Below are 26,030 nucleotides of genomic sequence, written 5' to 3' on the forward strand. Positions count from 1 at the left end.
CGAAGCTGCGCGCAGCGGGCTACGACGCGCCGTTCCTGACGGTGCAAGAGGGTGTCGATCGTTACGTACGTTGGCTGGCGCAGTAACGTGTCGACGCAGTTGCAATTGGGTATCGTCGTAGTGCTGTATCGCCCCGACGAAGCGTGTATCGCACGAGCCAACCGTCTTGCTGAATTTGGCCAGTGTGTCGTGGTCGACAATACCGAGCAGGCACGCACTGCCTCGGAGTTGGGGCTCAAGCCGGACATCGCGTTGATTTCGAATGGCGCGAACCTCGGCATAGCGACTGCGCTCAATCAAGGCGTAGAACGCGTACGTCGTGCGGGCGGCCGTTTCGTGTTGCTGTTCGATCAGGATAGCGAGCCCTCGGAGCAGTTGTTGCGCGAGCTACCCGTCGCGCTTTCGCGCGAAGTTGAGGCGGGTCGCCGTGTCGCCTTGATTGGGCCAGCTTACGAAGACGTTCGTCTCGGCGGTATCGCGCCCTTCGTGCGCTTCGGGTTCCCCGCTTTGCGCCGTGTCGAAGCCGATGGCACGCAGTTGATCGACGTGGACTTTCTGATCACGTCGGGGTCGTGTGTCAATCTCGATGCGTGGCCGGAGATCGGCGCCATGGACGATTCGCTATTCATCGATTTCGTCGATCTCGAATGGTGCATTCGCGCACGCGCGGCAGGTTATCGTGTGGCCGGTGCCCCATGGTTGCGTCTTGCACACGAACTGGGTGGTGAGCCGGTGAACATCTTGGGGCGAAGCTACCCCAGCCATTCACCGACTCGGCACTACTACATGTTCAGGAATGCTGTCGCGCTGATGAAGAGGCGATATGTGCCCTGGAAGTGGAAGGCGAACGAATTGGTGAAAATGCCGTTCCGGATTGTCATTTATGGCATCTGGCTCAAGCCGCGCCGACGTCATCTGGAAATGGCCTTTTTGGGCCTATGGCACGGGTTGAAAGGGCGCAACGGCCCGCTCGATTCCGTGCAATGAAACAAGCATCGCGAAGCCAAAGTGATTTCGCGAGCAATGTAATCCCTCGACTACCGCTATGTTCAAATTGATATTTACAGACTTGAAGCAGAGTGTCGCGTCCTACCGGTTGTGGACGCTGCTCGGCTGGCTCGAAATCCGGCAGCGTTATGCGCGCTCGCGAGTGGGGCCTTTTTGGCTGACCATCAGCATGGGCGTCATGATCGGCTCGATCGGCGTGGTGTACGGGTCGCTGTTCGGCCAGAAAATGAGCGACTATCTGCCCTTCCTCTCGATCAGCCTCGTGATGTGGACGATGTTTGCGCAGACGGTGCAGGAAGGCAGCATCGCCTATATCAATAGCGCGACGTACATTCGTCAGGCGGCCACACCGAAGCTGATTTATATCTTCCAGGTCATGTGGCGCAACCTCGTCATTCTGGCGCACAACTTCATCATCGTGCTCGTGCTGCTGGTGATCTATGGCGTGAAGAGCTGGACTGCGCTGCCCATCTTCCTGCCCGCGTTGCTGCTCTATCTCGCGAATGCGCTCTGGATTGCGATGCTGGCCGGTCTGCTCTCGGCGCGTTTCCGCGATCTCCCGCAGATCATCTCTGCACTGATTCAGATCGCGTTCTACGTCACGCCGATCATCTATCGACCCGATTCGTTGAAGCGGTTTTCGTTCATCGTCGAATTGAATCCGCTTGCGCACCTGATCGAGCTGGTCCGCGCGCCGCTGATCGGGCAGGTTCCGTCGCTCACGACATGGCTGGTTGCACTGGGCCTGGCCGTGGTTGGCTGGACTGTTGCACTGGCCATGACAGGCCGATATCTCAAACGCATTCCGTACTGGGTCTAGGAGAGCACTGTGGCATTTATTGAACTGAAAGGTGCGTGTCTGGACCTGCCGATCTACGACGTTCAGGGGCGTTCGCTCAAGAAACAGGTGCTTCGCATGGGGCGCCGCAACACGATTGCCGAGGACAGCGATGGCGTCGTCGTCGTGCGTGCGCTCGACAGCGTCGACTTGCGCTTCGAGGCGGGTGACCGAATTGGCCTGATTGGCCGTAATGGCGCGGGCAAGTCCACCTTGCTGCGTACCATGGCGGGCATCTACTCGCCGACTCGCGGTTCGGTCGAGAGCGACGGAAAGATCGTGCCGCTGCTCGATATCAGTCTCGGTATGGATGACAATTCGACCGGAATTCAGAACATTCGTCTGCGCGGACTGCTTCTCGGCATGACCGACGCCGAAATCAAGGAAAAGACTCAGAGCATTGTCGAATTCTGCGAATTGGGCGATTACCTCGATCTGCCGCTGCGGACGTATTCGAGCGGCATGCGCGTGCGTCTCGCGTTTGCGGTGTCGACGGCGGTCGATGCGCAGATTCTTCTGCTGGACGAAGTCATGGGTGTCGGTGACGCATCGTTCATGCACAAAGCGCAGGAGCGCCTGCGCGACCTCCATAGCCGCGCCGAGATTGTCGTGCTGGCCATGCATGCGAATTCGGAAATTCGCCGCGTGTGCAACAAGGCATTGTGGATGGATGGGGGCCGCGTGCGCGCTTTTGGCCCCGTGGAAGAAGTCGTCGCTGCATACGAGCAGCAGGTCGGCTGAGATGCGCTGGAGTTCGGTGCCAGGTTCCGCATGTCGTGCCTGGCGCGCAGCGCGTCAGGCCGTACGCTCGCGCGGCGGCGTCCTGCCGGTTGCGCGGGCCGCGATGGCGGTGATCCGCCGTCAAGGCCCGGGTGGTCTGCGCAGTCTTCTTGCGCGGGCAGCCAGCACCGACGACTACGGCGCGTGGATTGCGCGCTTCGACACGATCGACGAAGTCAGGCGCGCGTCGCTTCGCGAGAAGGTCGCTTTGCTGGCGAATCGCCCGCGCATCTCTATTGTCGTACCGGTGTTCAACCCGCAGGCCGACCATCTGCGCGGCATGCTCGATTCCGTCCTGGCGCAGATCTATCCCGACTGGGAGCTGTGTCTTTGCGACGACGCGTCGACCGAGCCTCACGTCGCGGAGATTCTCGCTCGCTATGCGGCTGCCGATGCGCGGATCAAGACCGTGCGCCGGGCGCATAACGGGCACATTTGCGCGGCCAGCAACGACGCGCTCGCGCTGGCAACAGGTGAATACGTTGCGCTTGTGGACCACGACGACCGGCTCGCCGAGCACGCGCTCTACATGGTCGCGCACTATCTGCGATTGCATCCCGATGCAAAGCTGCTCTACAGCGACGAAGACAAACTGACGCCGGACGGCGAACGGATCGAGCCGTATTTCAAGCCGGACTGGGATCCGGTGCTCATGTTCGGCCAGAACATGTTTTCGCACCTTGGTGTGTTCGATACGGCCTTGATACGTGAGGTCGGGGGGTTCCGCGCGGGGTTTGAAGGTAGTCAGGATCACGATCTCGTACTGCGATGCGCGGAAAAAGTACCGGCCGCCACAATCGTTCATATTCCTCACGTGCTTTATCACTGGCGCATCAGCGAGCAAAGCACGGCGCGCGAGGTGGCGGCCAAGCCGTACGTTCGCGAGGCGGCGAAGCGCGCGGTCAGTGAGCATTTGCAGAGGACCGGGCGCGTTGCGGATCTCGACTGGCTGCGCCCGTCGTCGTCGATGCTGCGCGTGATTTTTCCGGTCCCGCAGCCGGAGCCTCTCGTGTCGATCATCATCCCGACGCGCGATAAGCCGGAACTGCTGGCGCAGTGTATCGAAGGTCTTTTGCAGCGCACACGCTATACCAATATCGAGATCCTGATCGTCGACAACGGCTCAACTGACGCGCGCGCACTGGCATTGCTGGCGGGCTACGCTGCGCTGGGAAACTGCCGCGTGATACGCGACGACTCGCCGTTCAACTACTCCGCGCTCAACAACAAGGCTGCGGCGCTGGCTCGTGGCAGCCTGCTTTGCCTGCTGAACAACGATATCGACGCGCGCGAGCCGGAGTGGCTTTCGATCCTGTGCGGCTACGCTTTGCAGCCGGGTGTCGGTGCCGTTGGCGCGGCGCTCTGGTATCCGAATGAACGGCTGCAGCATGGTGGTGTTGCGTTGGCGGGCGAGGCGGTCGCTGGTCATTTTCATCACATGCTTGGCCGTGACGAAGCCGGCTATTTCGGGCGTGCGCTACTCGCGCAGCGGGTCGCGGCGGTAACGGGCGCATGTCTGGTGGTCAGAAAGGCGCTATTCGATCAGGTCGGTGGTCTCGATGCCGAGAACCTTGGCGTCGCTTACAACGACGTCGATTTTTGCCTGAAATTAAATATGGAAGGCTATCGTAACGTTTATGTACCTTACGCGGGCCTTTATCATCACGAGTCTGCGTCTCGCGGCACAGACCAGGATGGCGAGCGTGCCGCGCGGCTGAACCGCGAGGCAGCGTGGATGAGGCAGCGTTGGGAGAACAGCCTGGTGCGTGACCCCGCGTACAACCCGAATCTCGAAATCGATGGCGGGCAATTCTTCCGGTTAGCCGCATCGCCGCGTATAGGCCAGTTCGATTAGCATCTAATTAGCGGAAAGACAACGAAGGAATCATGAAATTCACCGGCGAACGCTTTGTGCCAGACCAGACAGGCAACATCGAGCTCGAACACGTGCACCGGTATCTTTGTGCCGCTGAGCTATGCGAAGGTAAGGCCGTCCTCGATATCGCCTGTGGCGAGGGCTACGGCTCGTCCCTGCTCGCTCGAAAGGCGGCTTCGGTGATTGGCGTCGATATTGCACAGGAAGCGATCGATCATGCGTCGCGTCATCACGCCGGCCCCGGCCTCGAGTACCGGCTGGGCTCTGCGGCGCAAATACCTGTCGCGGACGCGTCCATTGACGTCGTGGTGAGTTTTGAAACGATCGAGCACCACGATCAGCATAATGAAATGATGGCCGAGATCCGGCGCGTCTTGCGCCCCGGCGGCGTGCTCATCATGTCGAGCCCGGATCGCGAGGTTTACTCCGAGCTGCCGGATTTTCACAATCCCTATCACGTTAAGGAACTGACTCGCGAGGAGTTCGAGGGGTTGCTGCGCAAGTCGTTCAAGCACGTCGCGATGTACGGCCAGCGTGTGGTTTATGCCTCCGCGTTGCTGGCGGAGCAGGGTGGGCGCGTCGAGAGCTTCCGCAAGGCGCCGGACAATGTCGAGCGCAGCACCGGGCTCGTGGCGCCGATGTATCTCGTCGCGGTGGCGTCCGACGGTGATTTGCCTGGCCTCGCGTCCGGTGTTTTCGAAACCGATATCGGCGAATCCGATGCAGTGGCCAGCCTCAAGTCGATGCTTGCCGCGCGCGACCACGAGATCGTCGAGTTCCGCGAAGGGCGCACCGTGCTCGAAGCCGCGTTCCAGCAGGTGCGCAGTGCCGAAGAAGAGGCCCGCGCGGCGCATGCGCGCGCGCAACTCGCACAGGCTCGAGCCGAGGAAGCGTTGCAAGGCGCCAATGCACGTATCGAAGGACAAGCCGCGCAACTGGATAGTGCCAACTCCACGGCCAACACGCTGCGTAGCACGGCACGCGCGCAGCGAACGGAATTGACGCGTTTGCAGGCCGAGAAGCAGGAGCTCGAAGCCTCGCTCAACCGGCTCGGCGCATCGGTTGCGCAACTCAATGCGTCCGTGCATGCATATCGATCGTCGTTCAGCTGGCGCGTGACCGCACCGGTGCGCATTGCGAGCCGCGTGGCACGACGCGGGAGCAACGTCGTTCGCGCGCTGAAGAGGCTGGTGACTTCGGCGGGTACGCCGGCGTTTACCCCTGTCCACGAGATGGAATCGACGGGCGGCGATAGTTTCGTTTCCACGGGTGCCGACCCACAAGTCGCCGTTGCGCCGCATTGGACGGGATTGCGTCCCGGCTGGGCGGTACTTACCGTCGATATGGACTCAAGCGAGGCAAGCCTGAATCCTGTGCTCTACGCCTTTCATGGCGCAGACGGCGGTCAGGTTGCGTCGTATGCCATGCCGGGATATGGAAAAGGGCGCGAGAAGCGCCTGATCGTGTTGCCTCCGGATGTGCGCTCACTGCGTTTCGATCCTACTGATCGTCGCGATGTCCGTTTTCATCTGAAAGACGTTTCGGTTCGCAACGTCGGCAAGCTCGGTCTCGTGCGCGAGGGGTACGCGGCGCTCTCACCGGCCCAACGAGCCGGAGTCTGGCGTGCCCTGTTCAGCGGCAAGCTGCAGCTCGTGAAGACGCTGGTGCGCTCGGGCATCGTCGGTAAATACGACAAGGGTGAGTATCGCGCGTGGGTGGAAACCTACGATACGCTCACGCCGGAGGATCTGGTGCGTTTGCGTCAACTTGGTGATGAGTTGCCGAACAAGCCACTCATTTCCGTCGTGATGCCGGTCTACAACACACGCCCGAAATACCTGCGCAAGGCGCTCGACAGCGTCATTGCGCAAACGTATCCGAATTGGGAACTGTGCATAGCCGACGACGCCTCGCCGAATCCCGAAGTGCGCACGGTGCTCGAAGAATACATGCGCAAGGACCCGCGAATCCGTGTCGTTTTCCGTGAGAAGAACGGGCATATCTCTGCTTCGAGCAACTCGGCTCTCGAGATCGTCAAGGGTGAGTTCGTTGCACTGATGGACCACGACGACGCCATTCCGGCCCATACGCTGTTCATGGTGGCGGACGAAATCAATCGTCATCCCCATGTCGACCTGATTTATACCGACGAGGACAAGGTCGACGAAAACGACCAGCGTCACGATCCGCACTTCAAGACCGACTGGAATCGCGAATTGTTCTATTCGCAGAATTTCATTGCTCACCTTGGCGTGTATAGAACGTCGATCGCGCGTCAGATCGGCGGCTTCCGGGTCGGCTTCGAAGGTAGTCAGGACTACGATTTTGCGCTGCGCTTCCTCAAGCATACCGATGGCAGCCGTATTCGTCATATTCCGCATGTCCTCTATCACTGGCGCATTTTCCCGGGTGTGACGAGCTTCTCGACGGACAATCCGGATGCCTCGGTGGACACCGCGCGTCGTGCGATGGTGGAGTATTTCGCCGATGTCGAACCCACCTCCGAAGTGGTCGGTATCGACAGCTTCCCTGGCTGGTGGCGTATCAAGCGTCGACAACCCGCCGAGTTGCCCCGCGTGTCGCTGATCGTACCCACCCGTGACCGGGTTGGCGTGCTGCGCGCAGCGGTCGACGGCTTGATGCAGGATACGCATTACGACAACCTCGAAATCATTGTTGTCGATAACGACAGCGAGGAAGCCGAGACGCTCGAATACTTCGAGCAGATTCAACGCGACCCGCGCGTGAAAGTGCTGCGCGTTCCCGGCGCGTTCAATTTTTCGGCGCTCAACAATGCGGCAGTTGCCATTGCGACTGGCTCGGTCATCGGATTCATCAACAACGATATCGAGATCATTCATCCCGATTGGCTCCTCGAGATGGTGACGCAGTTGAGTCAGCCAAACGTTGGCGCGGTTGGTGCGAAGCTTTATTACGCCAACGACACGATCCAGCACGCCGGCGTGGTGCTCGGTCTGTATGGTGTGGCCGCGCACGGACATCGACATTTCCCGCGCAATACGATTGGCTATTTTGGCCGTCCGATGCTGGTGCAGAACATGACTGCCGTGACAGCGGCGTGCATGCTCGTCCGCAAGGACGTATTCGACCGCGTTGGCGGCTACGACGAAGTCAATCTGACTGTCGGTTACAACGACGTGGATCTGTGCCTGAAGATTCGCGAGGCCGGCTATGACATCGTTTACACGCCGTTTGCGGAGCTGTATCACCTTGAATCGATTTCGCGCGGCGCCAATCTCTCGGCCGCGCAGATCGAGCGTGACGCTCGCGAGCGTGCATACATGATGTCGCGTTGGGGTGACGTCATCGCGCACGATCCGTTCTATAGCCCGAACCTCACGATTGCCGGCGAGAACTACGGTCTTGCCTTTCCTCCGCGCGCCAACAAGCGCTGGAAATCGGCTGATACGCAGGTGGGACAGACATGAAAGCAAGTGCAAAGCGCGAATTGAAGCGCATGATCAGACGTGCGGCGCCAGGAATCGCAGATCGCCTGAGCGTGGCCTTGCGTGCCGCGCGCGGCGCGGCGGTGCGCAATGCGGCCAGGTTCGGAAACCTGATGGCGCACATTCAGGAAAGCCAGAACGCTTTCGACGGGCGCGTCCGTATCGACGACGAGGCGGTCGCAGCCCTTGCGGCCCGGTCGTCGATTATCGTGGCGGGCGCCGCGCCGTTCGACAACGTCTCGGTTTTTGTCGACGAACTGCGCAAGGAAAAGCTGGATGTTGCGGAGATTGTGGTCGTCGATGTGACTGCGGAGATTCCGCGCCTTGTTGCAATTCGTGATCACGTTGCGTCATGGCGGCGGCGCTTGCCGCTCACCCGCTTCAAGGTGGTGACGTATTCGCCGCAAGATATTCGCTACGCCGATGCGCTCTCGCTAGGGTGGCACGCCGCCGGGCAGGAGGATGTCTGGGTCGTGGGGCGTTACGACGTCCCGCTCGATTGCTGTTTTACCTATTTGCTCAAGACTCAACTCGAGCAGAAGGGCAATGCGGTCATCGTTTCCGGAGCGGTTGCGCCCGATGCGAGCCTGCGCTCGGTCACCGTCGACCCGCAACCGGTGTGCGAACAGGAGCCTGCGATTCTCGAGCTGGAGGAGAGTGCCGCCTTGCTCGCGCGTGCGATAACCGAAAGCAAGCTTAAAGTCGTGAAATTGCCGCCGGGTGAGCCGGTAGTGAGCTTTTCCGAGGGCATTTTCGGCGGGCGGCGTGCGTTGCTGGCGGACGACGCTGGCGAGTTGTTCGACAGGCGCCTGCTCAGCAATCTCGCTGTAACTGCGCTCTCCCGCCGATTGTCGGCGAAGGGTGTGCCGATCGTGCGTAGCGGCTGTGCGTACTCGCGTTCGACTCTGGCAAATATCACCGATGGCGGCCCCCCCTGGGAGGCTACCTACGATTTGCGCCGAATCGCGGCGAGCTCTGGCGCAGCACGGTCGGGCGAAAACGAAGTGATCGAAATCGTGTGTCCGTTTCATCGCGGCGACATGATACTCGCCGTGCAGGTCGCTGCGAGTGTGGCCGAGTCCGGCAAGCGCGTCCGGCTGCATGTTGCCGAGCCACTTGTCTCCTGGGCCAGGGAGTTCGGTGCGGGCATCCAGGTCGAGTCCGTGCCTGTTCCGGTCGCGGCGGCAGAGGATACCTATCCGGTGCTGCTGGACGCCTTCCAGTACGTTTCGTTACGGGCCGACGCGGTGCCGCGCATCGCGCGCTGTCATCCGAGCCGCAGCTTGTCGGAAACCGGGCGCAACCTCGTCGAATATATGCTTGAAGAGGCAGGCCTTCCGCTGGAAACGCGGTTGCCCAATCTGCAACCGATCAGCACCGACGCTCAGCAACAGCTTGCGCAGGAGATTGTGGCGGGAATCGGCGAAGACATCGTCTTTGTGCACCCGCTGGGTGGATGGAGCCTGAAGTCCATCCCGCCGCATATCATGGCCGGACTGGCCGAGGAAGTTCATCGAGCAGGCTTCAAACTCATCCAGATCGGTGGCGCTGGCGATCGACGCGTGCCGCACACCGATGGCGCGATACTCGAGAATTTCATGCCGTCGCAATGGAAAGAGATTCTCGCGCTCGGCCGTGCGCTGATTTGCGTGGATTCGTGGACATCGCACTTCGCAGCGATTCTGGACATCCCGCAAATCTGTATGTATGGCTCGACGCATCCGGATCACGTGAATTCCAAGCGCTGGTTCCGCAGCCAACAGAGTCCGTGTCTGAATCTCGGACCTATTGTCAATTGCTCGCCGTGCAACTCGCTGACCTGCGTGGCGTATCCGGAGCGCGATTACTGCACCGGTTACATCGTTGACGAGCTTGCGCTCCAGGACTTCTTTTCGATGCTGCCAGCCGTGAATGCGAGCTAGCGTTATGTCGCGGCGCACCTGCCGTCGAGGCGGGGATTGCCTCCTCGCACCGGGCGCCGGAACTAGCGCTTCGTGGCGGGGGCGCTCGCTGGCCGGATTGCAGGGAACTCAACGAAGCGATAGGTCAGCGTCGCAAGCAGTACGGTGATACCAACGACGCATGCGCCGAATCCCACATATGTCGTGTGCTGCAGGGATGCGACAGGTACATAGTGGTTGACCAGTCGCGAGGCGAGGTAAAGCACCCAATTGTGCAGCAAGTAAATGCTGTAGCTGAGCAGGCCGAGCAGACGGGCCGCTTTGTTTGTCAGCAGGCCAAACAAGGTATTGCCACCCGCGATGATCAGGAATGGCACGAACAGCAGCGCCGCGCCGGCGGGGGTGTAGACCAGCGGTTGCCAGTACATGACCGCTGCCATGCAGGCCGGGACCAGTGCCGCGGCGACGACGCTCTGGCAAAGGCGTGGAACTATTGGAACGCGCACTGCCATCGCCGCCCCGCAACCCGCGACGAAATACCATTCCACCTGCGTGGGCGAGAACAGGGCGATGCACGCGCACACACCCAGTGCGACCAACCAGATTCCCCACCGAATGGCGAGGGCGCCGATCAACGGCAGCACCAGGTAAAACTTCCACTCGTAGATGAGCGACCAGAAGACGGTGTTGATCAACGGAGTCTGAGCGAATCCGTTGATCGGCGGAACGCCGGGGAAAGTAAACAGCAACCACGCGCCGATTTGCGTCGCGAGGTCGACGAGAGGCACATTGAGCCGGAAATGGGTCAAGGCCATCGCCGTCACGACCACGAGGGCTGCGCTCAGGAAGTACATCGGGACAAGACGCAGTACGCGGTTCTGATAGAAGCGGATCGCTTCGAATCGCGTTTTGCTATCGATGACACGGCCCCAAAACAGAAATGCCGTGATCATGAAAAACATGGCAACCGAGCCACGGCCGAGAAGCGTCGACAGCCGGGAGGGTGTCAATTCCCATCCGCCTGTCAGGTAGAAGTGGTGATTGATATGGATGTGATGAAGCACGACGCCGATCGCCAGAAAGCCACGCAGGCCGTCAATGGCGTGATATCGCGAAGACACGACTCCCAGATCGATAGTTTTCTTGTAGAAGCCAAAGGAGCGATAGACGATCTGCGCGATGGCAAGCGCGACTCCAATGGCAAAGAGCGAACCGAGTGCGATTTCAGGTGAGTTCAGAGGCATCAAGGCGAGGCGGTATGGATGGTCTTTATGCGTGTTGGGCGTGCACGGCACTCTGGGATTGCCGCGCGGCCTCTGGGCAGAGGGTACGATGCTTTTTTGTTCTGCCCGGCACCGGCAGTTTTTCGCTGGAAGGCATTCTATCCTCAGCACGCCACTTACGGGGTGCCGGATCGGGCTGCAGCAGAGGCGCGGGCTCGTTTTCCCGTGTCGAAGGCGGTGCTTTGACGAGCGCGGTCAGGTCTTACCGAATGTTTTTGATGTGTAATCTCAAAATTGGCGGCAGAATGCGAGGTTTTCCCGCATGCCCGGGTGTTGCGAGCGGCATGCACGCCGAAAAGTTTCTATAAGGCTAATTGCGTCAGCAACCTGGTTGGCGCGGATTTCAAAGATGCAAACTCCCCACAACGACAATCTCGATCCCGACTTTTATCGCGCCTTCTATCCAGACCTCGCGAATATGTCGGCCGATCAGGCAAAGAACCACTATCGCGACCACGGATTCCGCGAAGGGCGATATCCGAATCAAACGGCCTACCTGGCGAAGATGGGAGATGTCGTGTCGGCAGATCCGCTCATACCGCCCGCCGATGTCCCGGAGACCGAGCCGGAGGCTGTGCAGGAAGCCGGCGACCGCCCTGTGAGACATCATTTGCTGCTCGGCGGCACGGGCCGCGCCGGCACGACGTTCATGGTCCAGTATCTGACCGCGTGTGGACTGGATACGCACAGTTCCCGGCACCCCGATGCGCAACCGGAAGAGCATGCCAATGCAGGGCTTGAGGATATGCCGATCGGTGACGGCGCGAATCTTCCCTATCTGATCAAGACTCCTTGGCTCTATGAGTTCATCGATCGGCTGATCGCGCAGGAAGACGTCGTGATCGACGCTGTGATCATCACAATGCGCGACATCGTCGAAGCCGCGACGAGCCGCGTGATGCTGGAGATGCGGGCCCGTCTCGGCAACGACGCGCTCGCCGAGGAACATACGCGATGGGAAACGTGGGGAACGACGCCCGGTGGGCTTGTCTACTCGCTGAATCCGGTTGATCAGGCGCGCATTCTCGCGCTCGGGTTTCATCAAGTCATTCATGCGCTAGTGAAGCACGACATTCCTATCGTGTTTCTCGACTTCCCGCGTTTCATCGAAGACGGTGATTATCTTTACGATCAGCTGAGATCGGTGCTGGGCGATGGTGTTTCGCGCGAAACCGCACTCGCTGCGCATCGCGCACTCGCGCGTGTCGATCTCGTACGTGTCGGGGCCGAGTTGGGAAGCGCTGCGACCGGCCAGAATCAGGTCGCGGCGCCGATCGGCTTTCCCAGCCATGAGACCATCGATCGAACCACGCTGTTTCGCGAGTTGAAGCGCGCGAAAAGCGCGGCCGAATCGGCGAAGAAACATAGCCGCGCGCTGGAAGAGGCCGTGCGCCGGGATCGCGAAATGAATGTTGCGTTGAAGAACGAGATCCTGAGTCTTACAGCGAAGCTGGACGCGCAACGAAAGGTCGTTGAAAACGTGCAGCATGACCGCGAAAAGGATGCGGAAATTCAGCGCCGCATCGTCAATGATCTGAGTGACCGGCTGGACGCCTCCAACGATCAACTGGTCATGGTCGAGCGCTCGTTTGCCTGGCGTGCGGCAGCGGCCATTCGACGCCTGCTGGGCCGGAAATAACGGTCGTGTGCAGGATTGTCCGCTGAGGATTGGATTCACGGCCGCGCATGGAGTGTGGTCGTGAATCTCGCCGTGCCAGCGCGAAAGCGCGCTGGCGTGAGCGGTTCAAGCGGGCGTCAGTGACGTCGAAACGTCCAGTGCTTGTGGCCTAGATAGCTCGTGAAAACCGGCAGGGCGACGCCGAATGCATGAGCGATTTCGCGTGCGTGCCATTGCCAGCCAATAGCAGGGAAAACGTAATAGGTCAGCACGATGCTGACGCCCCACGTTTGCAGGACGGCGATCAGATTGACGACGATAAAAAAGAAAATCGAACGATGTGTCGACTGAGTGCTGTCCTTGAAGACAAAGATCTTCGCCAGGACATACGCCACGATCATGCCCGTGATGTAGGCGACGACGATCGCGGCGGAGAAGGGCATCCAGATGTTATAGAGGATGCGGCTGCTCCAGTTGACGGCCGCCGCGAATCCCCCTGTCAGCAGAAATAACAAGAAGCTGCGCGAGAAAAAAGCAGAGCGCACCGACTGTTTCACTTCGGTCATACCATTCTCGCCATCTTGCGCGACAGCCCGATACTCTCGGAAATACCGCGGTCTTCCGGATAGTAATAGGACGTGTCCGCCACCAGCAGGCCCTTGATGGGCAGTTGAATCGGCGGCAGGCGATCGAGGTACCCCGGCTCGCAGATCGGCTGCGCGAAGCGATAGCGGCTCGCGCGCACGTCGATGAAGTCGTCCGGCGTGAGCGCGGGATTGATCTTCATGAGGTAGCGCTTCACCTTGTCGATGAACGCCGAATCCGGCTCCTGATACTTCGGATGCTCGCCGGGCACATAGAACGGCACGTAGACGATGTGATCGTCGAGCGGGCGCAGGTTCGTGTACTCGACGATGCCCGGAATGTCCATCTCGGGATCGTTGGTGTTGAGCCAGAAGTTTTCGGTCACGCGCTTCTTGAGCTTCGCGATCACGCATACGACTGCGACGTTCTTCTTGCTGCTGAACGCATCGCGAATATCGGCGGGCAGATCGGGCATCACGCGCGGCACGTAGGGCAGCGGAATCGTGCTGATCACCTTGTCGAACGCATGGAACGCGCCGCCAGCCTCGATACCCTTGACCGCGCCATTTTCCATCACCACTTTCTGCACTGGCGTGCCGAGACGGAACTCGCCGCCATTCGCCTCGATATAGGCTCGCATGCCGTTGAGCAGCGTATCGGAGCCGCCTTCGAGATAGCCCAGCTTCTCGCGGAACAGGTCGTAGCGCGAGCGCCCAATACGGCGGATACGGCTCCAGATCCACGCGGCCGAGAGGTTGTCCGCATAGTCGTAAAACTTGTAGTCGAACAGACGACGCCACAGCACTTCCCACGCCTCGTCGCCGATCCAGCGGCGAATCCAGCTCGTTGCTTCGACGTGGTCGAGTGGCTTCCAGTCGTTGCGCTTAGTCGAAAGAAACGCATGCAGGCCGTAACGGAACTTCGCCGCGAAACTCAGACCCTTGAACTTGAGCAGCGCGACGGGGTTGCCCCACGGCTGCACCTGGCCCTGGTAGAAGTAGCCCATCTTCGTTTCGCACCACTTCATCTTGTCTTCGATGCCGAGCTCGCGCAGCACCTCGAAGAAAGCGTGATCCGAAATCGCGTGGAAGTGGTAGTAGCGTTCGATCGACAGGCCGCCGAAATCGAAACACGCGGCCATGCCGCCGACGCGGTCGTCGGCTTCGAAAATAATCGGCTTGCGGCCATCCTTGACCAGCTGGTAAGCGGCGCCCAGGCCCATCGGTCCCGCGCCGAGGACGGCAATGCGATCTGCACTCATCTTTCTTCAGAACTCCAGGGCGATGTGGCTATAGGTGGGATCGTTGAACGTTTCGTCCATGGCCTTGGCGAACGGCGTAGCACGAATGCCGAAAATGCCTTCCCAGTCGATCACCTCGAACTCGTCGCCGGCCGTCAGCGCCTTGAGCTGATCGGCCGTAAACGGCGGGTTCTTGTCGAACAGCGCGTAGATCTTCAACAGCACATAAAAGAGGCCGTAAGGAATCCGCACGATCGCGCAGCGCGCCTTCGTCGCGCGCTTGATCTGGCGAATGATGTCGATGTAATCGACACGCTCGAGGCCGCTGATGTTGTACGCCTTGCCCTTGATCCGCGACTCGATGCTGCTGATGATCACATTGCAGAAGTCGCCCACGTAGAGCGGCTGGCGCATGTATTTGCCGCTGCCCGGAATCGGAAACACCGGCACGCGATGCATGAAACGCGAGAGCCAGCCCAGGTGTTTGCGGTCGAACCATCCGAACATCAGCGTCGGGCGCAGCACGACACAGTCGATGCCCGAGGCGACCACGATCTCTTCCTGCTCGCGCTTGGTTTCGGTGTACCAGTCGTCGGCCACGGAATTCACCACGGACGAGCTGATGTGCACCGTGTACGGAATCTTGTACTGCTTGATGGCGTCGAGCACGTGGCGCGTCGCCGTGATGTTGTTGCGCACGAACGGGTCGCGGGTCGGCGCGCCGATCTGTGCTTGCAGCATCACCACGACGTCCGCGCCTTCGAAATGTTGCGCCCAGTCGCCCGGCTCGGCCAGGTCGGCGTAAATCGCCGTGACGTCCGGATGCACGCTGCGCAGGATGTCTAGGTTCGCCTTGAACTTGTCGAGCACGACGATGTTGGTGTAGCCGCGCGCCTTGAGGCGGGCCACCAGATTCTGTCCGACGAGTCCGGCGCCGCCGGGAAGAAGAATGCGAGTCTGATTCATGCGGATTCACTCGATGAGCAGCCTGGCCCCGGAAGGGGCGCGGGCTACCGGATTCATAACTCAGGCTCAGCGAAGGCGGATCGCGTGTTTAGCGTGTCCGCCTGCGAGCGGTTGTCAGTTGGATGGAACGGGGTACGAACCGCGCAACGAACACCAGGTGTCGCCCGACGTGGCGGCGGTGACGTGGATCTGCCCTTCCGGTGGACGATGAATGAACGCAGTCCAGCCGCTGAAGCGTGCATTGTGACCCAACTGGGCGCTAACGTCGTCACGTTGACCGCCTGCGAGACCGATACCCACGGTGCGTCCGTCAGGCGCCGTGATAACGATGTTACGGGGTACATGGTGGGTCGGCGCGTCGTAAATCCAGCCGTGTGCAATGTACATGTCGGAGGTTTCCGAACGCGACAATTGATCGACATAGCCTTCGCAAGTCGAGCTCGTAGTCACCTTGGCCGGTGGAGCGACATAGTCGGGCTGGTTGTCGGCGAAAATGGAAATGTGAGCCGCCTCGATTACCGGAACGATCTTCGCCAGCCTGTCCGGGAACGGATAGACCGGACGCGTGACAGACAGGTCGAAAACATGCTCGCGCGTGGCGAGGCCGCCAACCATGCGTTGCCAGGTAAGATCATAGTCACCGCGTACGGCGAGTCTTTGCGCCACCGCGACAATCAGCATTGCACACACCGCGCCTGCGAAAACGAGACGTCGTCGGTTCTCGGTCCTCGTGTTCAGCGCCGTAAATATGAGCATCGCGAGCCAACCGGTCAGCGAAGCGGTTGTGTAGCGCGAAGCGAGCGCCGTTTCGAGGCCCATCCAGAGGCGTCCGGACGTTGTTGCCGCGGCATTGAGCACAATGAACAGCGAAAATGCGAGCAACGCGATGGCAGCCGGTGGCGTCTTGCGCAGGCAGAGGGCGCGCACGGTCCATAGCGCGACTGTCGCAAGCATGACGAATCCGCATGCATATGCGCCCGCGATGCCGAGTCGCGTGCCGTCCGCAGGCGAGCCGAGATAGAGCAGAACATAGCGGCAGGCGTCGACGGGGTGAAGCAGCAGCGACTTGATTCCGCCATTACTCGTAATCGGCGTCCAGCCATGCAAATAGGCGTACCAGACCGCGGCTCCGGCCACGGCAACCGCGAACACCTGCCGCAGACTCAGCCGCAGGTAGATGGCCTGAATGAGCAGGACGGGGAAGACAAGCAAGCCGCTCGACATGCTATATGCCGCAGTTGCCGCGCTGACAATCGCGATGCCGAGCCAGACCACGCTGTTCGAGCGAGCTTGTCCAGCACGCTCAAGTGAGTGGAATGCGAGCAGCCCGAACAGGTAGACGGCGTACCACTGACTCTGGAAGCCCCAAGTAAAGTTCTCCTGCTGGAGCCAGGAAAAAGTGAGCGCCATCGTCACGCCTGCGAGGCCAATTTTGTTCCACCGGCTAAGTGCAGGCCGATTGTGGAGGGCGACTCTGTAGAAGGTCAGGCACAGCAATGCTGCGAGAACCAGATTGGAGAACAGAGAGAGAACATTTCTCCCACCAAAATATCGGACGTCGGCGAAGAAAATCAGACGTGAAAACGCGAGACGATGCTCATTGTGCTGCTCGAAGAAAGCTCGCCACGGTTCAACCAGTGCTCGCACATAGAACCCAACTGTACCGTCCCATGAATCACCCAGCGGTACCGGCGTGAAGTTTCGCCAGACGCCGAATATCGTCGTCGCGACTGTGAGCAGGCCGATTACGAGCGCGAGTCCCGCGATTTGCTTTTTATATTTCACCATACTCGTCACGTTCACAGCGAGGCGCGTTTAAAAAGAAACTTCGGCACCGACCGGATGATCAGCATGATCAGCGACCAGAACCACGGTGTGTAGAGCACGTCCTTGTTCTTCTCGATGGCGCGCGTGATGTCGGCAGCGACCTTGTCGGGCGTCGCGACGAGCGGGCCGGGCAACGGCAGGCCGGCGGTCATCGGCGTGGCGACGAAGCCGGGCTTGATCGTCACGACATGGGCGCCCGCCTTGAACAGACGGGCATTCAGGCCTTCGCAGAACGCCGAAAGTGCAGCCTTCGCGCAGCCGTACAGATAATTCGACGGGCGGCCACGATCGCCCGCCACCGACGAGATCACCGCAATCGTGCCGCGCTTTTGCGCCTCGATCAGATTCGCGATCGGCGTGAGCAGGCCGATGATCGACGTGACGTTGGTGTTGAATTCGCGGATCGCGACGGCGGCGTCGGCCTGGCACTGCGCCTGGTCGGGCAGGGTGCCGGGCGCAACGAGCACGATGTCGAGCGAGCCGAGTTCGGTCTGGCACTGCGCGAGCATGGCGGCGTGGCGATCGAGGTCGTTGACGTCGAGTTCGTAGCACGCCGCGAGCTTCGCGCCGCGCGTGACGAGGTCGTCGGCGACCTGCTGAAGCCGCTCACCGTTGCGGGCCACGAGGAAAAGACGCGCGCCCTGTGCGGCCCAGCGGCGGGCGCAGGCGTTGGCGATGGCCGAGGTGGCGCCGATGATCAGAATGTTCTTCATGTTCGAGTCGTTCGTTCCCAGAACCGCGACAGCATCGCGGGATCTCGCAGGTTTTCCAGTTGCTGCCATTGCGGATAGGCCGCGCGGAAATCGGCGCCGGACATGTGAGCGTCCTTGGCCGGATACAGGCGGCCGCGTGCAGCGCTGACGATCGCGTCGAGTCGCGCGAAAAGCCGCGCATTCTGCGCGTCTCGCTGCGGAAAATCCAGCGCGAGCGAGGTGCCTTCGCGCGGAAACGACAGCAGGCCCGGCGAGCGAATGTCACCGCAACGCTTGAGCACCGCGAGAAATGAACCGGTGCCGCTTGCGGCGATCGCATCGAGAATCTCGCGCGTCGCTTCGCGTGCGGCCTCGGGCGGCACGACGCACTGATACTGCTGAAACCCGCGCCGTCCGTAGATGCGGTTCCATTCGAGCAGGCTGTCGAGCGGATAAAAGTACGCATCGTAGCTGACTTTGCTACGGGTCTCGCCGCGCGCCTGGCGGTGATAGTACATGCCGTTGAAGGCGCGCAGCGTAAGCGGATTGAAGATGGGCACCGGCAGCGTCATCGGCACCGTGCGCTTCTTGCGCCGGTCGACTTCGAGCGGGCCGTCTTCAGCGTGATCGCCCACCATGAAAATGCCGCGTCCCAGCGCCGATCCGCGGCTCTGGCAATCGACCCACGCGACGCTGTATTCGTGCAGCGGATCGAGACGTTCCGAGAGCGCGAAAAATTCGTCGACATTGTCGAAGCGCAGCGTCGTCACGTCGATCTGGCTCGAGCGGATCGGCATCAGCTGGATTTCGGCCCACAGAATCAGGCCCGTGAGTCCGAGTCCGCCGATGGTCGCCGCATAGAACTCCGCGTGCTGGTCCGGCGAGCAGTCGAGCACGCTGCCGTCGCTGCGCGCAAGGCCGAAGCGGCGCACGTGACGCCCGAAGGTGCCGCGCACGTGATGGTTCTTGCCGTGGACGTCGTTGGCGATTGCGCCGCCGAGCGTCGCATATTTGGTGCCCGGCGTGACCGGCAGCATCCAGCCGCGCGGAATCGCCACGTCGAGAATCTGTTCGAGCGTCACGCCCGGTTCGGCGCGCAGTACGCCCGTGCCCCAGTCGGCCGCGATCAGGCGATCGAGCGGCAGCGTCTGCAGCACGTGTCCGGAAGCGGCGAGGCAACTGTCGCCGTAGCTGCGGCCATTGCCGAACGCGAGCGCGCTGCCGTGCGCCTCGCGCAGAGCGCGCCACGCACGCGCCGCGCCGTCACGCCAGGCGAGCGCGTGGGCTTCTTGCGGATAGTCGGGATAGCGTCCCCAGGACAGCACCGTGCTCATCGTTCAGGTCGCCGCCCAGAAGACGAGGCCGCAGAGCAGCACGACGGCGAGGCTCACGCGGTCGCGCGCGGCGAACACGATGGGGTCGTCGTGCATCAGACCGCGATGCGCGATGATCCACGTGCGGCTGATCCAGTAGAGCAGTAGCGGACACGCGAGCCAGATGATCTGCGCATGGTGATAGAGGCGCGCAGTGTTGCCGTCCTGAATATACATCGCCAGCACGAGCACGGAGAGGTAGCCCGAGGCCGTGCCCAACGACGAGATCAGCGGCAGATCGCTCGATACGTAGCCGCGTCCGCGCGTCTTGACGAGGCCGCGCGCCTGCATCGAATGCAGCTCGGCGTAACGCTTCACGAGCGCGAGGCTCAGGAAGATGAACATCGAGAACGCGAGCAGCCAGAACGTCAGATGCGCGCCGATGGCTGCGGTACCCGCCACGATGCGGATGGTGTAGAGCATCGCCAGCACGACGACGTCGACCATCACCTGCCGTTTCAGATACATCGAATACGCGAGCGTGAGCGCGTAGTAGCCGAGCAACACGACGGCGAAGCGCCATGGCAGGAACAGCGCCGTGAGCGCGAACGCCGCGATTAGCAGAACAGGAAAGAGCCCGATCCCCCAGGTGAGCGGCAGCGCGCCCGAGGCGAGCGGGCGTTTGCGCTTGGTGGGGTGATGGCGGTCGTCTTCGAGATCGAGCAGGTCGTTGAGCAGATACACGCTCGAGGCGCACAGGCCGAACGCGAAAAACGCGAGTAGCGCCGCGAAGACGAGGTCGATGTTGCCAAGCTTGTGCGCGGCGAGCAGCGGCACGAAGATCAGCAGGTTTTTCAGCCACTGATGCAGGCGCAGCGATTTGCTCCACGTTTTGAGCGTGGGCGGACGCGACTCGATCACGCGCTCGACGTTGCCGATCTTGCGCGCGGCGCGTTCGACGCCGCTCGACGGATTGACGACATAGGCGCGCTCGGCCGATTGCCACACGGCGATGTCGTCGTGCGAATTGCCGGCGTAGTCGAAATTCTTTTCGCCGAACTCGGCGACCAGTTTGTCGCGCTTGCGGTGCGACGAGAGATTGACGCCGTCGGCGGTCGCGAAGGTCTGGTCGAACAGGCCGAGGTGGTCGGCGATCGCGTGCGCGTAGCGCTCGTGGCTGGCGGTGGCGAGCACGAGAGGGCGGCCCGCCTCGCGTTCCTGGCGAAGCCAGTCGAGTACCTGCGGATCGTACGGCAGGACCGTGACGTCGACGTTGGTGTTTTCTGCGAGCCCGGCTTTGAGTGCCGGTTTGCCGCCGCTCAGCAGCCACAGGAGCGGGCGATAAAAGCGGTGCGGGGCGGAGGTCAGGTAGGCGAAGCCCGATTCGATCAGAACATCGGATCGAATCAACGTGCCATCAAGGTCAACAACGAGTGGTCTGCTGCTCATACGGTTGGCCAGTGGGCAGTTTATCTATTTGGGCGGCATATCGAGCTTGCGCCTGCCTGAGTGCGCGTGCCGGTCTGGCACCGTCCGCCAAAACGGCAGAGTTTAACTGGATATTGTGTCGCTGTTACAAATATGTCATTTCATTTGTTGTGCATCTGCAAAGAATAACGGGCCAATACGATATTTTCGATAGACTCGCGCGTCCCGCTAATAACGGTTGACACCGATGTATTGAAAGGCCAGGGAATTTTTTGAAAGGTCTGGCGACCTCCGACCCCCGTAACAAAAGGAAAAGCGGGTTGCTGGAACGCGCCATTTTTAGCAAACTAGCCATTTTTTACCGACCCCGTTTAAGCTGACGAGACGCGCCATGCGCCCTATCGTTGCATTTTCAGATGACAGTGAGTGCGGTATCCAGCAAGGATCACGGCGTGGTGTCCGTATCGGTGGTCGTGTTTCATCCCGACCGGCAACTTCTAGCCAGAACGTTCGACAGCCTCGCTGAAGCGGGCGCGGCACTGGCACGCGTCAAACCGGGGATGTCGATTCATCTGTTCCTCGTCGACAACGGCGGCATGCCCGACATGCGCGCGAGTCTCGCCGCGCTGTCGCAGGCAGGCATCGAGAGCACGGTCATCAGCGGCCACGGCAACGTCGGCTACGGCTGCGGCCACAATCTCGCGATTGCGCAGGCATCGAGCCGCTACCACCTGATCCTGAATCCCGACGTCGACATCGAGCCCAGCGCGCTGCTGAAAGCGCTGGAGTTCATGGACGCCCATCCGGACGCCGGCCTGCTGACGCCCGCAATCGTCGACGACTCGGGGCAGCTGCAATACCTCTGCCGCCAGTTCCCCACGCTCGTCGATCTGTTCGTGCGTGGTTTCCTGCCGCGCGCGGCGCGCCGGCCGTTCGAGTCGCGTCTCGCGCGCTACGAAATGCGCGCGCAGATCAACGAGCGCGACACGCTCTGGGATCCGCCCATCGTCAGCGGCTGCTTCATGCTGTTCCGCACCGACGTGCTGAAAAAGCTCGCGGGTTTCGACGCGCGCTACTTCCTCTATTTCGAGGACTACGACCTGAGCCTGCGCACGCACGAAGTCGCGCGCGTGGTCTACGCGCCCGCCGTGCGCGTGCTGCACCACGGCGGCGGCGCGTCGCGCAAGGGCATGGCGCACATCCGCATGTTCGCGGCGTCGGCGTTCAAGTTCTACAACCGGTTCGGATGGAAGTGGCTTTGAGCAGCGTACTGGTGACAGGAGCCAACGGTTTCGTCGGGCGCGCGCTGTGCTGCACGCTCGCACACGCGGGTCACGAGGTGACCGCGCTGGTGCGGCAAGGCGGTACCGATCGCGCGGATGGCGTGCGCGAATGGCGTCACGCCACGGCGGATTTCGCTGGACTCGAGCAAGCCTGGCCGCAAGGCTATGCGCCCGATTGCGTCGTGCATCTGGCGGCGCGCGTCCACGTCATGCACGATGAAGCGCCGGACCCGCTCGCGGCGTTCATGGCGACTAATGTCGAAGGCACGCTGCGGGTGGCGCGTGCCGCGCGGGAGCAGGGCGCGCGGCGCATGGTGTACGTCAGCAGCATCAAGGCCATCGCGGAAACCGACGGCGGCGTGCCCCTCGCCGAATCGACGCCGCCTCAGCCGCTCGATCCTTACGGACGCTCGAAGCGCGCGGCGGAAGAGGCGCTGTGGCGCTTGAGCGAAGAAACGGGCATGGAGATCGTGGTGGTGCGGCCGCCGCTCGTCTATGGTCCCGGCGTCGGCGCCAATTTCTTGCAGATGATGAATGCGGTGTCGCGCGGCATTCCGTTGCCGCTCGGACTCGTCGATGCGCGCCGCAGTCTCGTCTACTCCGATAATCTGGCCGATGCGCTGATGCATTGCGCCACCGACCCGCGCGCCGCCAACACCTGCTTCCATGTCACCGATGGCGACGATCCGTCGGTCGCGCAGTTGCTGCGCACGCTCGGCCGCCACCTCGGCAAGCCTGCGCGCCTGCTGCCCGTGCCGCCGCGTCTGCTGCGCGCGGCCGGTGCGCTCGCGGGGCGCGCAGCCCAGATCGAGCGGTTGACGACGAGCCTTCAGGTCGACGCCTCGCGCATCCGCGCGCAGCTCGGCTGGTATCCGCCGGTGAGCCTGGATGCCGGGCTCGAGGCCACCGCACGCTGGTTTCGTGCGACGCACTGATCACGCGGAGACCGTATATCTACATGCTGCACGCACCGAATTCGCTGTTGTTTTCTTCGTCGATCTTGACGCTCGTGTCGATCGCGCTGGTGTGCGCCGTCGCGTGCGCCGCCGTCCTCGCGTTTCTGCTCAAGACCGGCCTCGCCTGGCGGCTCGCGACCGACATCCCCAATGAGCGCTCGCTCCACGTGCGCCCGACGCCGCGCGTAGGCGGCTGGGGCGTGATTCCGGTCGCGGTCGTGGCGATCCTGCTGGTTGCGCCGTCGCTCTGGCTGATCGCGCTCGGCGCGGCGTTCCTCGCTGCCGTCTCGCAGATCGACGACCGGCGCGGCCTGCCCGCGCGCGTGCGCTTTGCGGCGCACTTCGTCGCCGTGCTGGCGCTGATCGTCGGCTATCCGGCCCCGATTCCCTGGTGGTGCGCGGCCATACTGGCGTTTTTGCTGCTGTGGCTGGTCAATCTCTACAATTTCATGGACGGCGCGGACGGCCTCGCCGGCGGCATGGCGCTGTTCGGTTTCGGCGGCTACGCGCTGGCGGCGTTCGCCGGACCGCAGCCGATGCTCCCGTTGAGCTGGGCGTGCGTGGCCGTCGCGGGCGCGGCGGCGGGCTTTTTGCTCTTCAACTTCCACCCGGCCAAAATCTTTCTCGGCGACGCCGGCTCGATTCCGACCGGCTTTCTGGCCGGTGCGCTAGGCTACTGGGGTTGGCGCGGCGGCGCGTGGCCGATCTGGTTCCCGGCGCTGGTTTTCGCGCCGTTTATCGGCGACGCGTCGGTCACGCTGATTCGCCGCCTGCTGCGCGGCGAAAAATTTTGGCAGGCGCATCGCGAACACTATTATCAACGGATGGTTCGACTCGGTACCGGCCACGCTGTCACGGCGCTGTCATGGTATCTGGTAATATGCGTGGGCATAGTAATTGCTTTATGGGCTTTGGGGCGCTCCCCGGCCCAGCAGTGGGGGATCGTTGCAGGCTGGGCTGTCGTTCTTGTTCTGATGGGTGCGGCAATCGACGTGCGCTGGCGTAGTTTCCAGTCCCTAACCAGTCAATCTGAGGTCGACGCTGATGCTCCGCAATAAAGCCACCTGGCTCTCGTTCAGCGCCTTTCTGTTCGATATCGGCGCCGTGGCCGCCGCCTGGCTGACGGCCTATCTTCTACGCTTCAATGCGTCCGTGCCGTCCGAGTTCTGGCACGGCGCGGTGAACACCCTCGTCTGGGTGCTGCCGATCTACGCGATCATGTTCCGCATCTTCGGGCTCTACCGCGGCATGTGGGTGTTCGCGAGCCTGCCCGACCTGTTGCGCATCTCGAAGGCCATCATCTCGGCCGGGCTGATCGTCATGATCGTCTCGGTCCTGTTGCAGCCGATGCCGATCATCCCGCGCTCGGTGCTGATTGTCTCGCCGCTGTTGCTGTTCTTCGTCATGGGCGGCGCGCGCGCGCTCTATCGCGCAACCAAGGAGTTCTACCTGTACGGTGGTCTCGTCGCCCAAGGCAAGCCGGTGATCGTGGTGGGCGCAGGCGGCGCGGGCGCGAGCCTCGCGCGCGAACTGTCGCGTTCGGCGGAGTGGCGTCTCGTCGGTCTGCTCGACGACGATCCGGCCAAGCAGGGCCGCGAAATCTACGGCTACAAGGTGCTCGGTCCGATCAGCGACATCTCGCGCTGGGCCGAAGAACTGCGCTGCGAGTTCGCGATCATCGCGATTCCCTCGGCATCGGCGGAAGTGCAGCGGCGTGCAGCCACGCAATGCGTGCGCACGGGCGTGAAGGCGCTGATGCTGCCGTCGCTGACCGAACTCACGCCGGGGCGCGGCTTCCTCTCGCAGGTCCGCAACATCGACCTCGAGGATCTGCTCGGCCGCGACGCGGTCAAGATCGACACGCCGCATGTCGAAGCGCTCCTGAGCGGCCGCGTCGTGATGGTGACGGGCGCGGGCGGCTCGATCGGCTCCGAACTCTGCCGCCAGATTCTGCGCTTCGCGCCGGCGCAACTCGTCGCGCTGGATCTCTCCGAATTCGCGATGTACAAGCTGACCGAGGAGATCCGCGAACGCTTCCCCGAACTCTCGGTGGTGCCGATCGTCGGCGATGCCAAGGATTCCTTGCTGCTCGACCAGGTGATGGCGCGTTACACGCCGCACATCGTCTTCCATGCGGCGGCGTACAAGCACGTGCCGCTGATGGAGGAACTGAACTCGTGGCAGGCGATCCGCAATAACGTGCTTGGCACCTATCGCGTGGCGCGTGCGGCGATCAAGCATCAGGTCCGCCACTTCGTGCTCATTTCGACCGACAAGGCTGTCAATCCCACCAACGTGATGGGCGCGAGCAAGCGGCTCGCGGAAATGTCGTGTCAGGCCTTGCAGCAGATCAGCGAGCGCACGCAGTTCGAAACCGTGCGTTTCGGCAACGTGCTCGGCAGCGCGGGCAGCGTGATTCCGAAGTTCCAGCAGCAGATCGCGAAGGGCGGCCCGGTAACGGTCACGCACCCCGAGATCACCCGCTTTTTCATGACGATTCCGGAAGCGTCGCAGCTCGTGCTGCAGGCGTCGAGCATGGGGCACGGCGGTGAGATCTTCATTCTCGACATGGGCAAGCCCGTCAAGATCGTCGATCTCGCGCGCGATCTGATTCGTCTGTATGGCTACTCGGAGGAGCAGATTCGCGTGGTGTTCACGGGACTGCGGCCGGGCGAGAAGCTCTACGAAGAACTGCTCGCCGACGACGAAGCCACGACGCGCACGCCGCATCCGAAGCTGCGTATCGCGCGTGCGCGCGAGGTGCCGAACAACTTGCTCGATGAACTGCTGCCGTGGCTCATGCAGCATCGCGTGCCCTCCGACGACGAAGTGCGGCGCGATTTGCGGCGGTGGGTGCCGGAATATCAGCCTGCGGTTGCGCCTCAGCTTCAGTCAGTCGGCACGAGTTCTGTGCGGGCGGCGAGCTAAAAGAAAAAGGCGAAACACCTGTGTGTTTCGCCTTTTTTGTT

The 26,030-nt window shown here is 61.7% G+C and carries 19 protein-coding genes; 11 read left to right on the forward strand and 8 right to left on the reverse strand.

Annotated features, from left to right (window positions below; all coding sequences use genetic code 11):
- The first annotated feature begins 87 nt into the window (after window positions 1-87).
- The 6 genes from SB764_RS14665 (at window position 88) to SB764_RS14690 (ending at window position 9,891) form a co-directional block, all read left to right on the forward strand.
- Window positions 88-987, forward strand: coding sequence for a glycosyltransferase family 2 protein (locus SB764_RS14665; RefSeq protein WP_321906047.1), 900 nt, complete (start codon window positions 88-90; stop codon window positions 985-987).
- Between the two features lie 58 nt (window positions 988-1,045).
- The gene (locus tag SB764_RS14670) at window positions 1,046-1,828 is read left to right on the forward strand and encodes an ABC transporter permease (RefSeq protein ID WP_321854122.1); all 783 of its coding nucleotides are present in this window, start codon (window positions 1,046-1,048) and stop codon (window positions 1,826-1,828) included.
- Between the two features lie 9 nt (window positions 1,829-1,837).
- Entirely contained in the window at window positions 1,838-2,587 is a 750-nt protein-coding gene (locus tag SB764_RS14675; RefSeq protein ID WP_321854121.1) for an ABC transporter ATP-binding protein, read from the forward strand.
- A gap of 103 nt (window positions 2,588-2,690) precedes the next feature.
- Complete coding sequence (locus tag SB764_RS14680; protein ID WP_410863911.1) at window positions 2,691-4,481, forward strand: glycosyltransferase family 2 protein; 1,791 nt, start codon at window positions 2,691-2,693, stop codon at window positions 4,479-4,481.
- A gap of 32 nt (window positions 4,482-4,513) precedes the next feature.
- On the forward strand, window positions 4,514-7,951 hold the full coding sequence (locus tag SB764_RS14685) for a glycosyltransferase (RefSeq protein WP_410863913.1): 3,438 nt from the start codon (window positions 4,514-4,516) through the stop codon (window positions 7,949-7,951).
- Window positions 7,948-9,891, forward strand: a complete 1,944-nt coding sequence (locus SB764_RS14690) for a glycosyltransferase family 9 protein (RefSeq protein ID WP_410863915.1) — start codon at window positions 7,948-7,950, stop codon at window positions 9,889-9,891. The genes SB764_RS14685 and SB764_RS14690 overlap by 4 nt, the downstream gene beginning before the upstream one ends.
- Window positions 9,892-9,953: 62 nt before the next feature.
- Here the strand turns inward: SB764_RS14690 and SB764_RS14695 are convergent, their stop codons facing one another.
- Window positions 9,954-11,114: an acyltransferase family protein gene (locus SB764_RS14695; protein WP_410863917.1), complete on the reverse strand. Its 1,161-nt coding sequence runs from the start codon at window positions 11,112-11,114 to the stop codon at window positions 9,954-9,956.
- Between the two features lie 388 nt (window positions 11,115-11,502).
- On the opposite strand from SB764_RS14695, the gene SB764_RS14700 reads away from it, so the two are divergent.
- Window positions 11,503-12,792: a hypothetical protein gene (locus SB764_RS14700; protein ID WP_321906041.1), complete on the forward strand. Its 1,290-nt coding sequence runs from the start codon at window positions 11,503-11,505 to the stop codon at window positions 12,790-12,792.
- Window positions 12,793-12,908: 116 nt separating this feature from the next.
- Here SB764_RS14700 and SB764_RS14705 read toward each other — a convergent pair whose 3' ends face one another.
- From SB764_RS14705 to SB764_RS14735, 7 genes are all read right to left on the reverse strand, one after another.
- Complete coding sequence (locus SB764_RS14705) at window positions 12,909-13,337, reverse strand: GtrA family protein (protein WP_321906040.1); 429 nt, start codon at window positions 13,335-13,337, stop codon at window positions 12,909-12,911.
- On the reverse strand, window positions 13,334-14,617 hold the full coding sequence (locus SB764_RS14710; RefSeq protein ID WP_065057269.1) for an NAD(P)/FAD-dependent oxidoreductase: 1,284 nt from the start codon (window positions 14,615-14,617) through the stop codon (window positions 13,334-13,336). Before SB764_RS14710 ends, SB764_RS14705 begins: the two co-directional genes overlap by 4 nt.
- A gap of 6 nt (window positions 14,618-14,623) precedes the next feature.
- A complete protein-coding gene (locus SB764_RS14715; protein WP_410863919.1) occupies window positions 14,624-15,562 on the reverse strand; it encodes an NAD-dependent epimerase/dehydratase family protein in 939 nt (312 codons plus the stop codon).
- A 114-nt stretch (window positions 15,563-15,676) separates the two neighbouring features.
- Window positions 15,677-17,350, reverse strand: coding sequence for a hypothetical protein (locus tag SB764_RS14720; protein ID WP_410863921.1), 1,674 nt, complete (start codon window positions 17,348-17,350; stop codon window positions 15,677-15,679).
- 11 nt (window positions 17,351-17,361) lie between these two features.
- Window positions 17,362-18,102 (reverse strand): SDR family oxidoreductase, encoded by a 741-nt coding sequence (locus tag SB764_RS14725; RefSeq protein WP_321906036.1) that lies wholly within the window; start codon window positions 18,100-18,102, stop codon window positions 17,362-17,364.
- On the reverse strand, window positions 18,099-19,415 hold the full coding sequence (locus SB764_RS14730; protein WP_410863923.1) for an FAD-dependent oxidoreductase: 1,317 nt from the start codon (window positions 19,413-19,415) through the stop codon (window positions 18,099-18,101). The genes SB764_RS14725 and SB764_RS14730 overlap by 4 nt, the downstream gene beginning before the upstream one ends.
- 3 nt (window positions 19,416-19,418) lie before the next feature.
- On the reverse strand, window positions 19,419-20,843 hold the full coding sequence (locus tag SB764_RS14735) for a UbiA family prenyltransferase (RefSeq protein WP_176082075.1): 1,425 nt from the start codon (window positions 20,841-20,843) through the stop codon (window positions 19,419-19,421).
- Between the two features lie 395 nt (window positions 20,844-21,238).
- On the opposite strand from SB764_RS14735, the gene SB764_RS14740 reads away from it, so the two are divergent.
- Genes SB764_RS14740 through SB764_RS14755 form a run of 4 tightly spaced genes read left to right on the forward strand, consistent with a single transcriptional unit; the run spans window position 21,239 to window position 25,989 of the window.
- Window positions 21,239-22,084, forward strand: coding sequence for a glycosyltransferase family 2 protein (locus tag SB764_RS14740; RefSeq protein WP_065057274.1), 846 nt, complete (start codon window positions 21,239-21,241; stop codon window positions 22,082-22,084).
- Window positions 22,081-23,040 carry a UDP-glucose 4-epimerase family protein gene (locus SB764_RS14745; protein ID WP_124262392.1) on the forward strand — a complete coding sequence of 320 codons (960 nt, stop codon included), beginning with the start codon at window positions 22,081-22,083 and terminating at the stop codon, window positions 23,038-23,040. Before SB764_RS14740 ends, SB764_RS14745 begins: the two co-directional genes overlap by 4 nt.
- Window positions 23,041-23,063: 23 nt before the next feature.
- The gene (locus SB764_RS14750; RefSeq protein WP_176082077.1) at window positions 23,064-24,119 is read left to right on the forward strand and encodes an MraY family glycosyltransferase; all 1,056 of its coding nucleotides are present in this window, start codon (window positions 23,064-23,066) and stop codon (window positions 24,117-24,119) included.
- Window positions 24,106-25,989 carry a polysaccharide biosynthesis protein gene (locus tag SB764_RS14755; RefSeq protein WP_074984621.1) on the forward strand — a complete coding sequence of 628 codons (1,884 nt, stop codon included), beginning with the start codon at window positions 24,106-24,108 and terminating at the stop codon, window positions 25,987-25,989. Before SB764_RS14750 ends, SB764_RS14755 begins: the two co-directional genes overlap by 14 nt.
- Window positions 25,990-26,030 lie beyond the last annotated feature (41 nt).

This window comes from Paraburkholderia sp. SIMBA_027 (assembly GCF_046535315.1).
GTDB lineage: Bacteria > Pseudomonadota > Gammaproteobacteria > Burkholderiales > Burkholderiaceae > Paraburkholderia > Paraburkholderia tropica.

Excerpts from the sequence above, each read along its gene's own strand:
- SB764_RS14670 (WP_321854122.1), top strand. The coding sequence starts at position 1,046 with ATGTTCAAATTGATATTTACAGACTTGAAGCAGAGTGTCGCGTCCTAC.
- SB764_RS14680 (WP_410863911.1), top strand. The coding sequence starts at position 2,691 with ATGGCGGTGATCCGCCGTCAAGGCCCGGGTGGTCTGCGCAGTCTTCTT.
- SB764_RS14685 (WP_410863913.1), top strand. The coding sequence starts at position 4,514 with ATGAAATTCACCGGCGAACGCTTTGTGCCAGACCAGACAGGCAACATC.
- SB764_RS14690 (WP_410863915.1), top strand. The coding sequence starts at position 7,948 with ATGAAAGCAAGTGCAAAGCGCGAATTGAAGCGCATGATCAGACGTGCG.
- SB764_RS14695 (WP_410863917.1), bottom strand. The coding sequence starts at position 11,114 with ATGCCTCTGAACTCACCTGAAATCGCACTCGGTTCGCTCTTTGCCATT.
- SB764_RS14700 (WP_321906041.1), top strand. The coding sequence starts at position 11,503 with ATGCAAACTCCCCACAACGACAATCTCGATCCCGACTTTTATCGCGCC.
- SB764_RS14705 (WP_321906040.1), bottom strand. The coding sequence starts at position 13,337 with ATGACCGAAGTGAAACAGTCGGTGCGCTCTGCTTTTTTCTCGCGCAGC.
- SB764_RS14710 (WP_065057269.1), bottom strand. The coding sequence starts at position 14,617 with ATGAGTGCAGATCGCATTGCCGTCCTCGGCGCGGGACCGATGGGCCTG.
- SB764_RS14715 (WP_410863919.1), bottom strand. The coding sequence starts at position 15,562 with ATGAATCAGACTCGCATTCTTCTTCCCGGCGGCGCCGGACTCGTCGGA.
- SB764_RS14720 (WP_410863921.1), bottom strand. The coding sequence starts at position 17,350 with ATGGTGAAATATAAAAAGCAAATCGCGGGACTCGCGCTCGTAATCGGC.
- SB764_RS14725 (WP_321906036.1), bottom strand. The coding sequence starts at position 18,102 with ATGAAGAACATTCTGATCATCGGCGCCACCTCGGCCATCGCCAACGCC.
- SB764_RS14730 (WP_410863923.1), bottom strand. The coding sequence starts at position 19,415 with ATGAGCACGGTGCTGTCCTGGGGACGCTATCCCGACTATCCGCAAGAA.
- SB764_RS14735 (WP_176082075.1), bottom strand. The coding sequence starts at position 20,843 with ATGAGCAGCAGACCACTCGTTGTTGACCTTGATGGCACGTTGATTCGA.
- SB764_RS14740 (WP_065057274.1), top strand. The coding sequence starts at position 21,239 with ATGACAGTGAGTGCGGTATCCAGCAAGGATCACGGCGTGGTGTCCGTA.
- SB764_RS14750 (WP_176082077.1), top strand. The coding sequence starts at position 23,064 with ATGCTGCACGCACCGAATTCGCTGTTGTTTTCTTCGTCGATCTTGACG.
- SB764_RS14755 (WP_074984621.1), top strand. The coding sequence starts at position 24,106 with ATGCTCCGCAATAAAGCCACCTGGCTCTCGTTCAGCGCCTTTCTGTTC.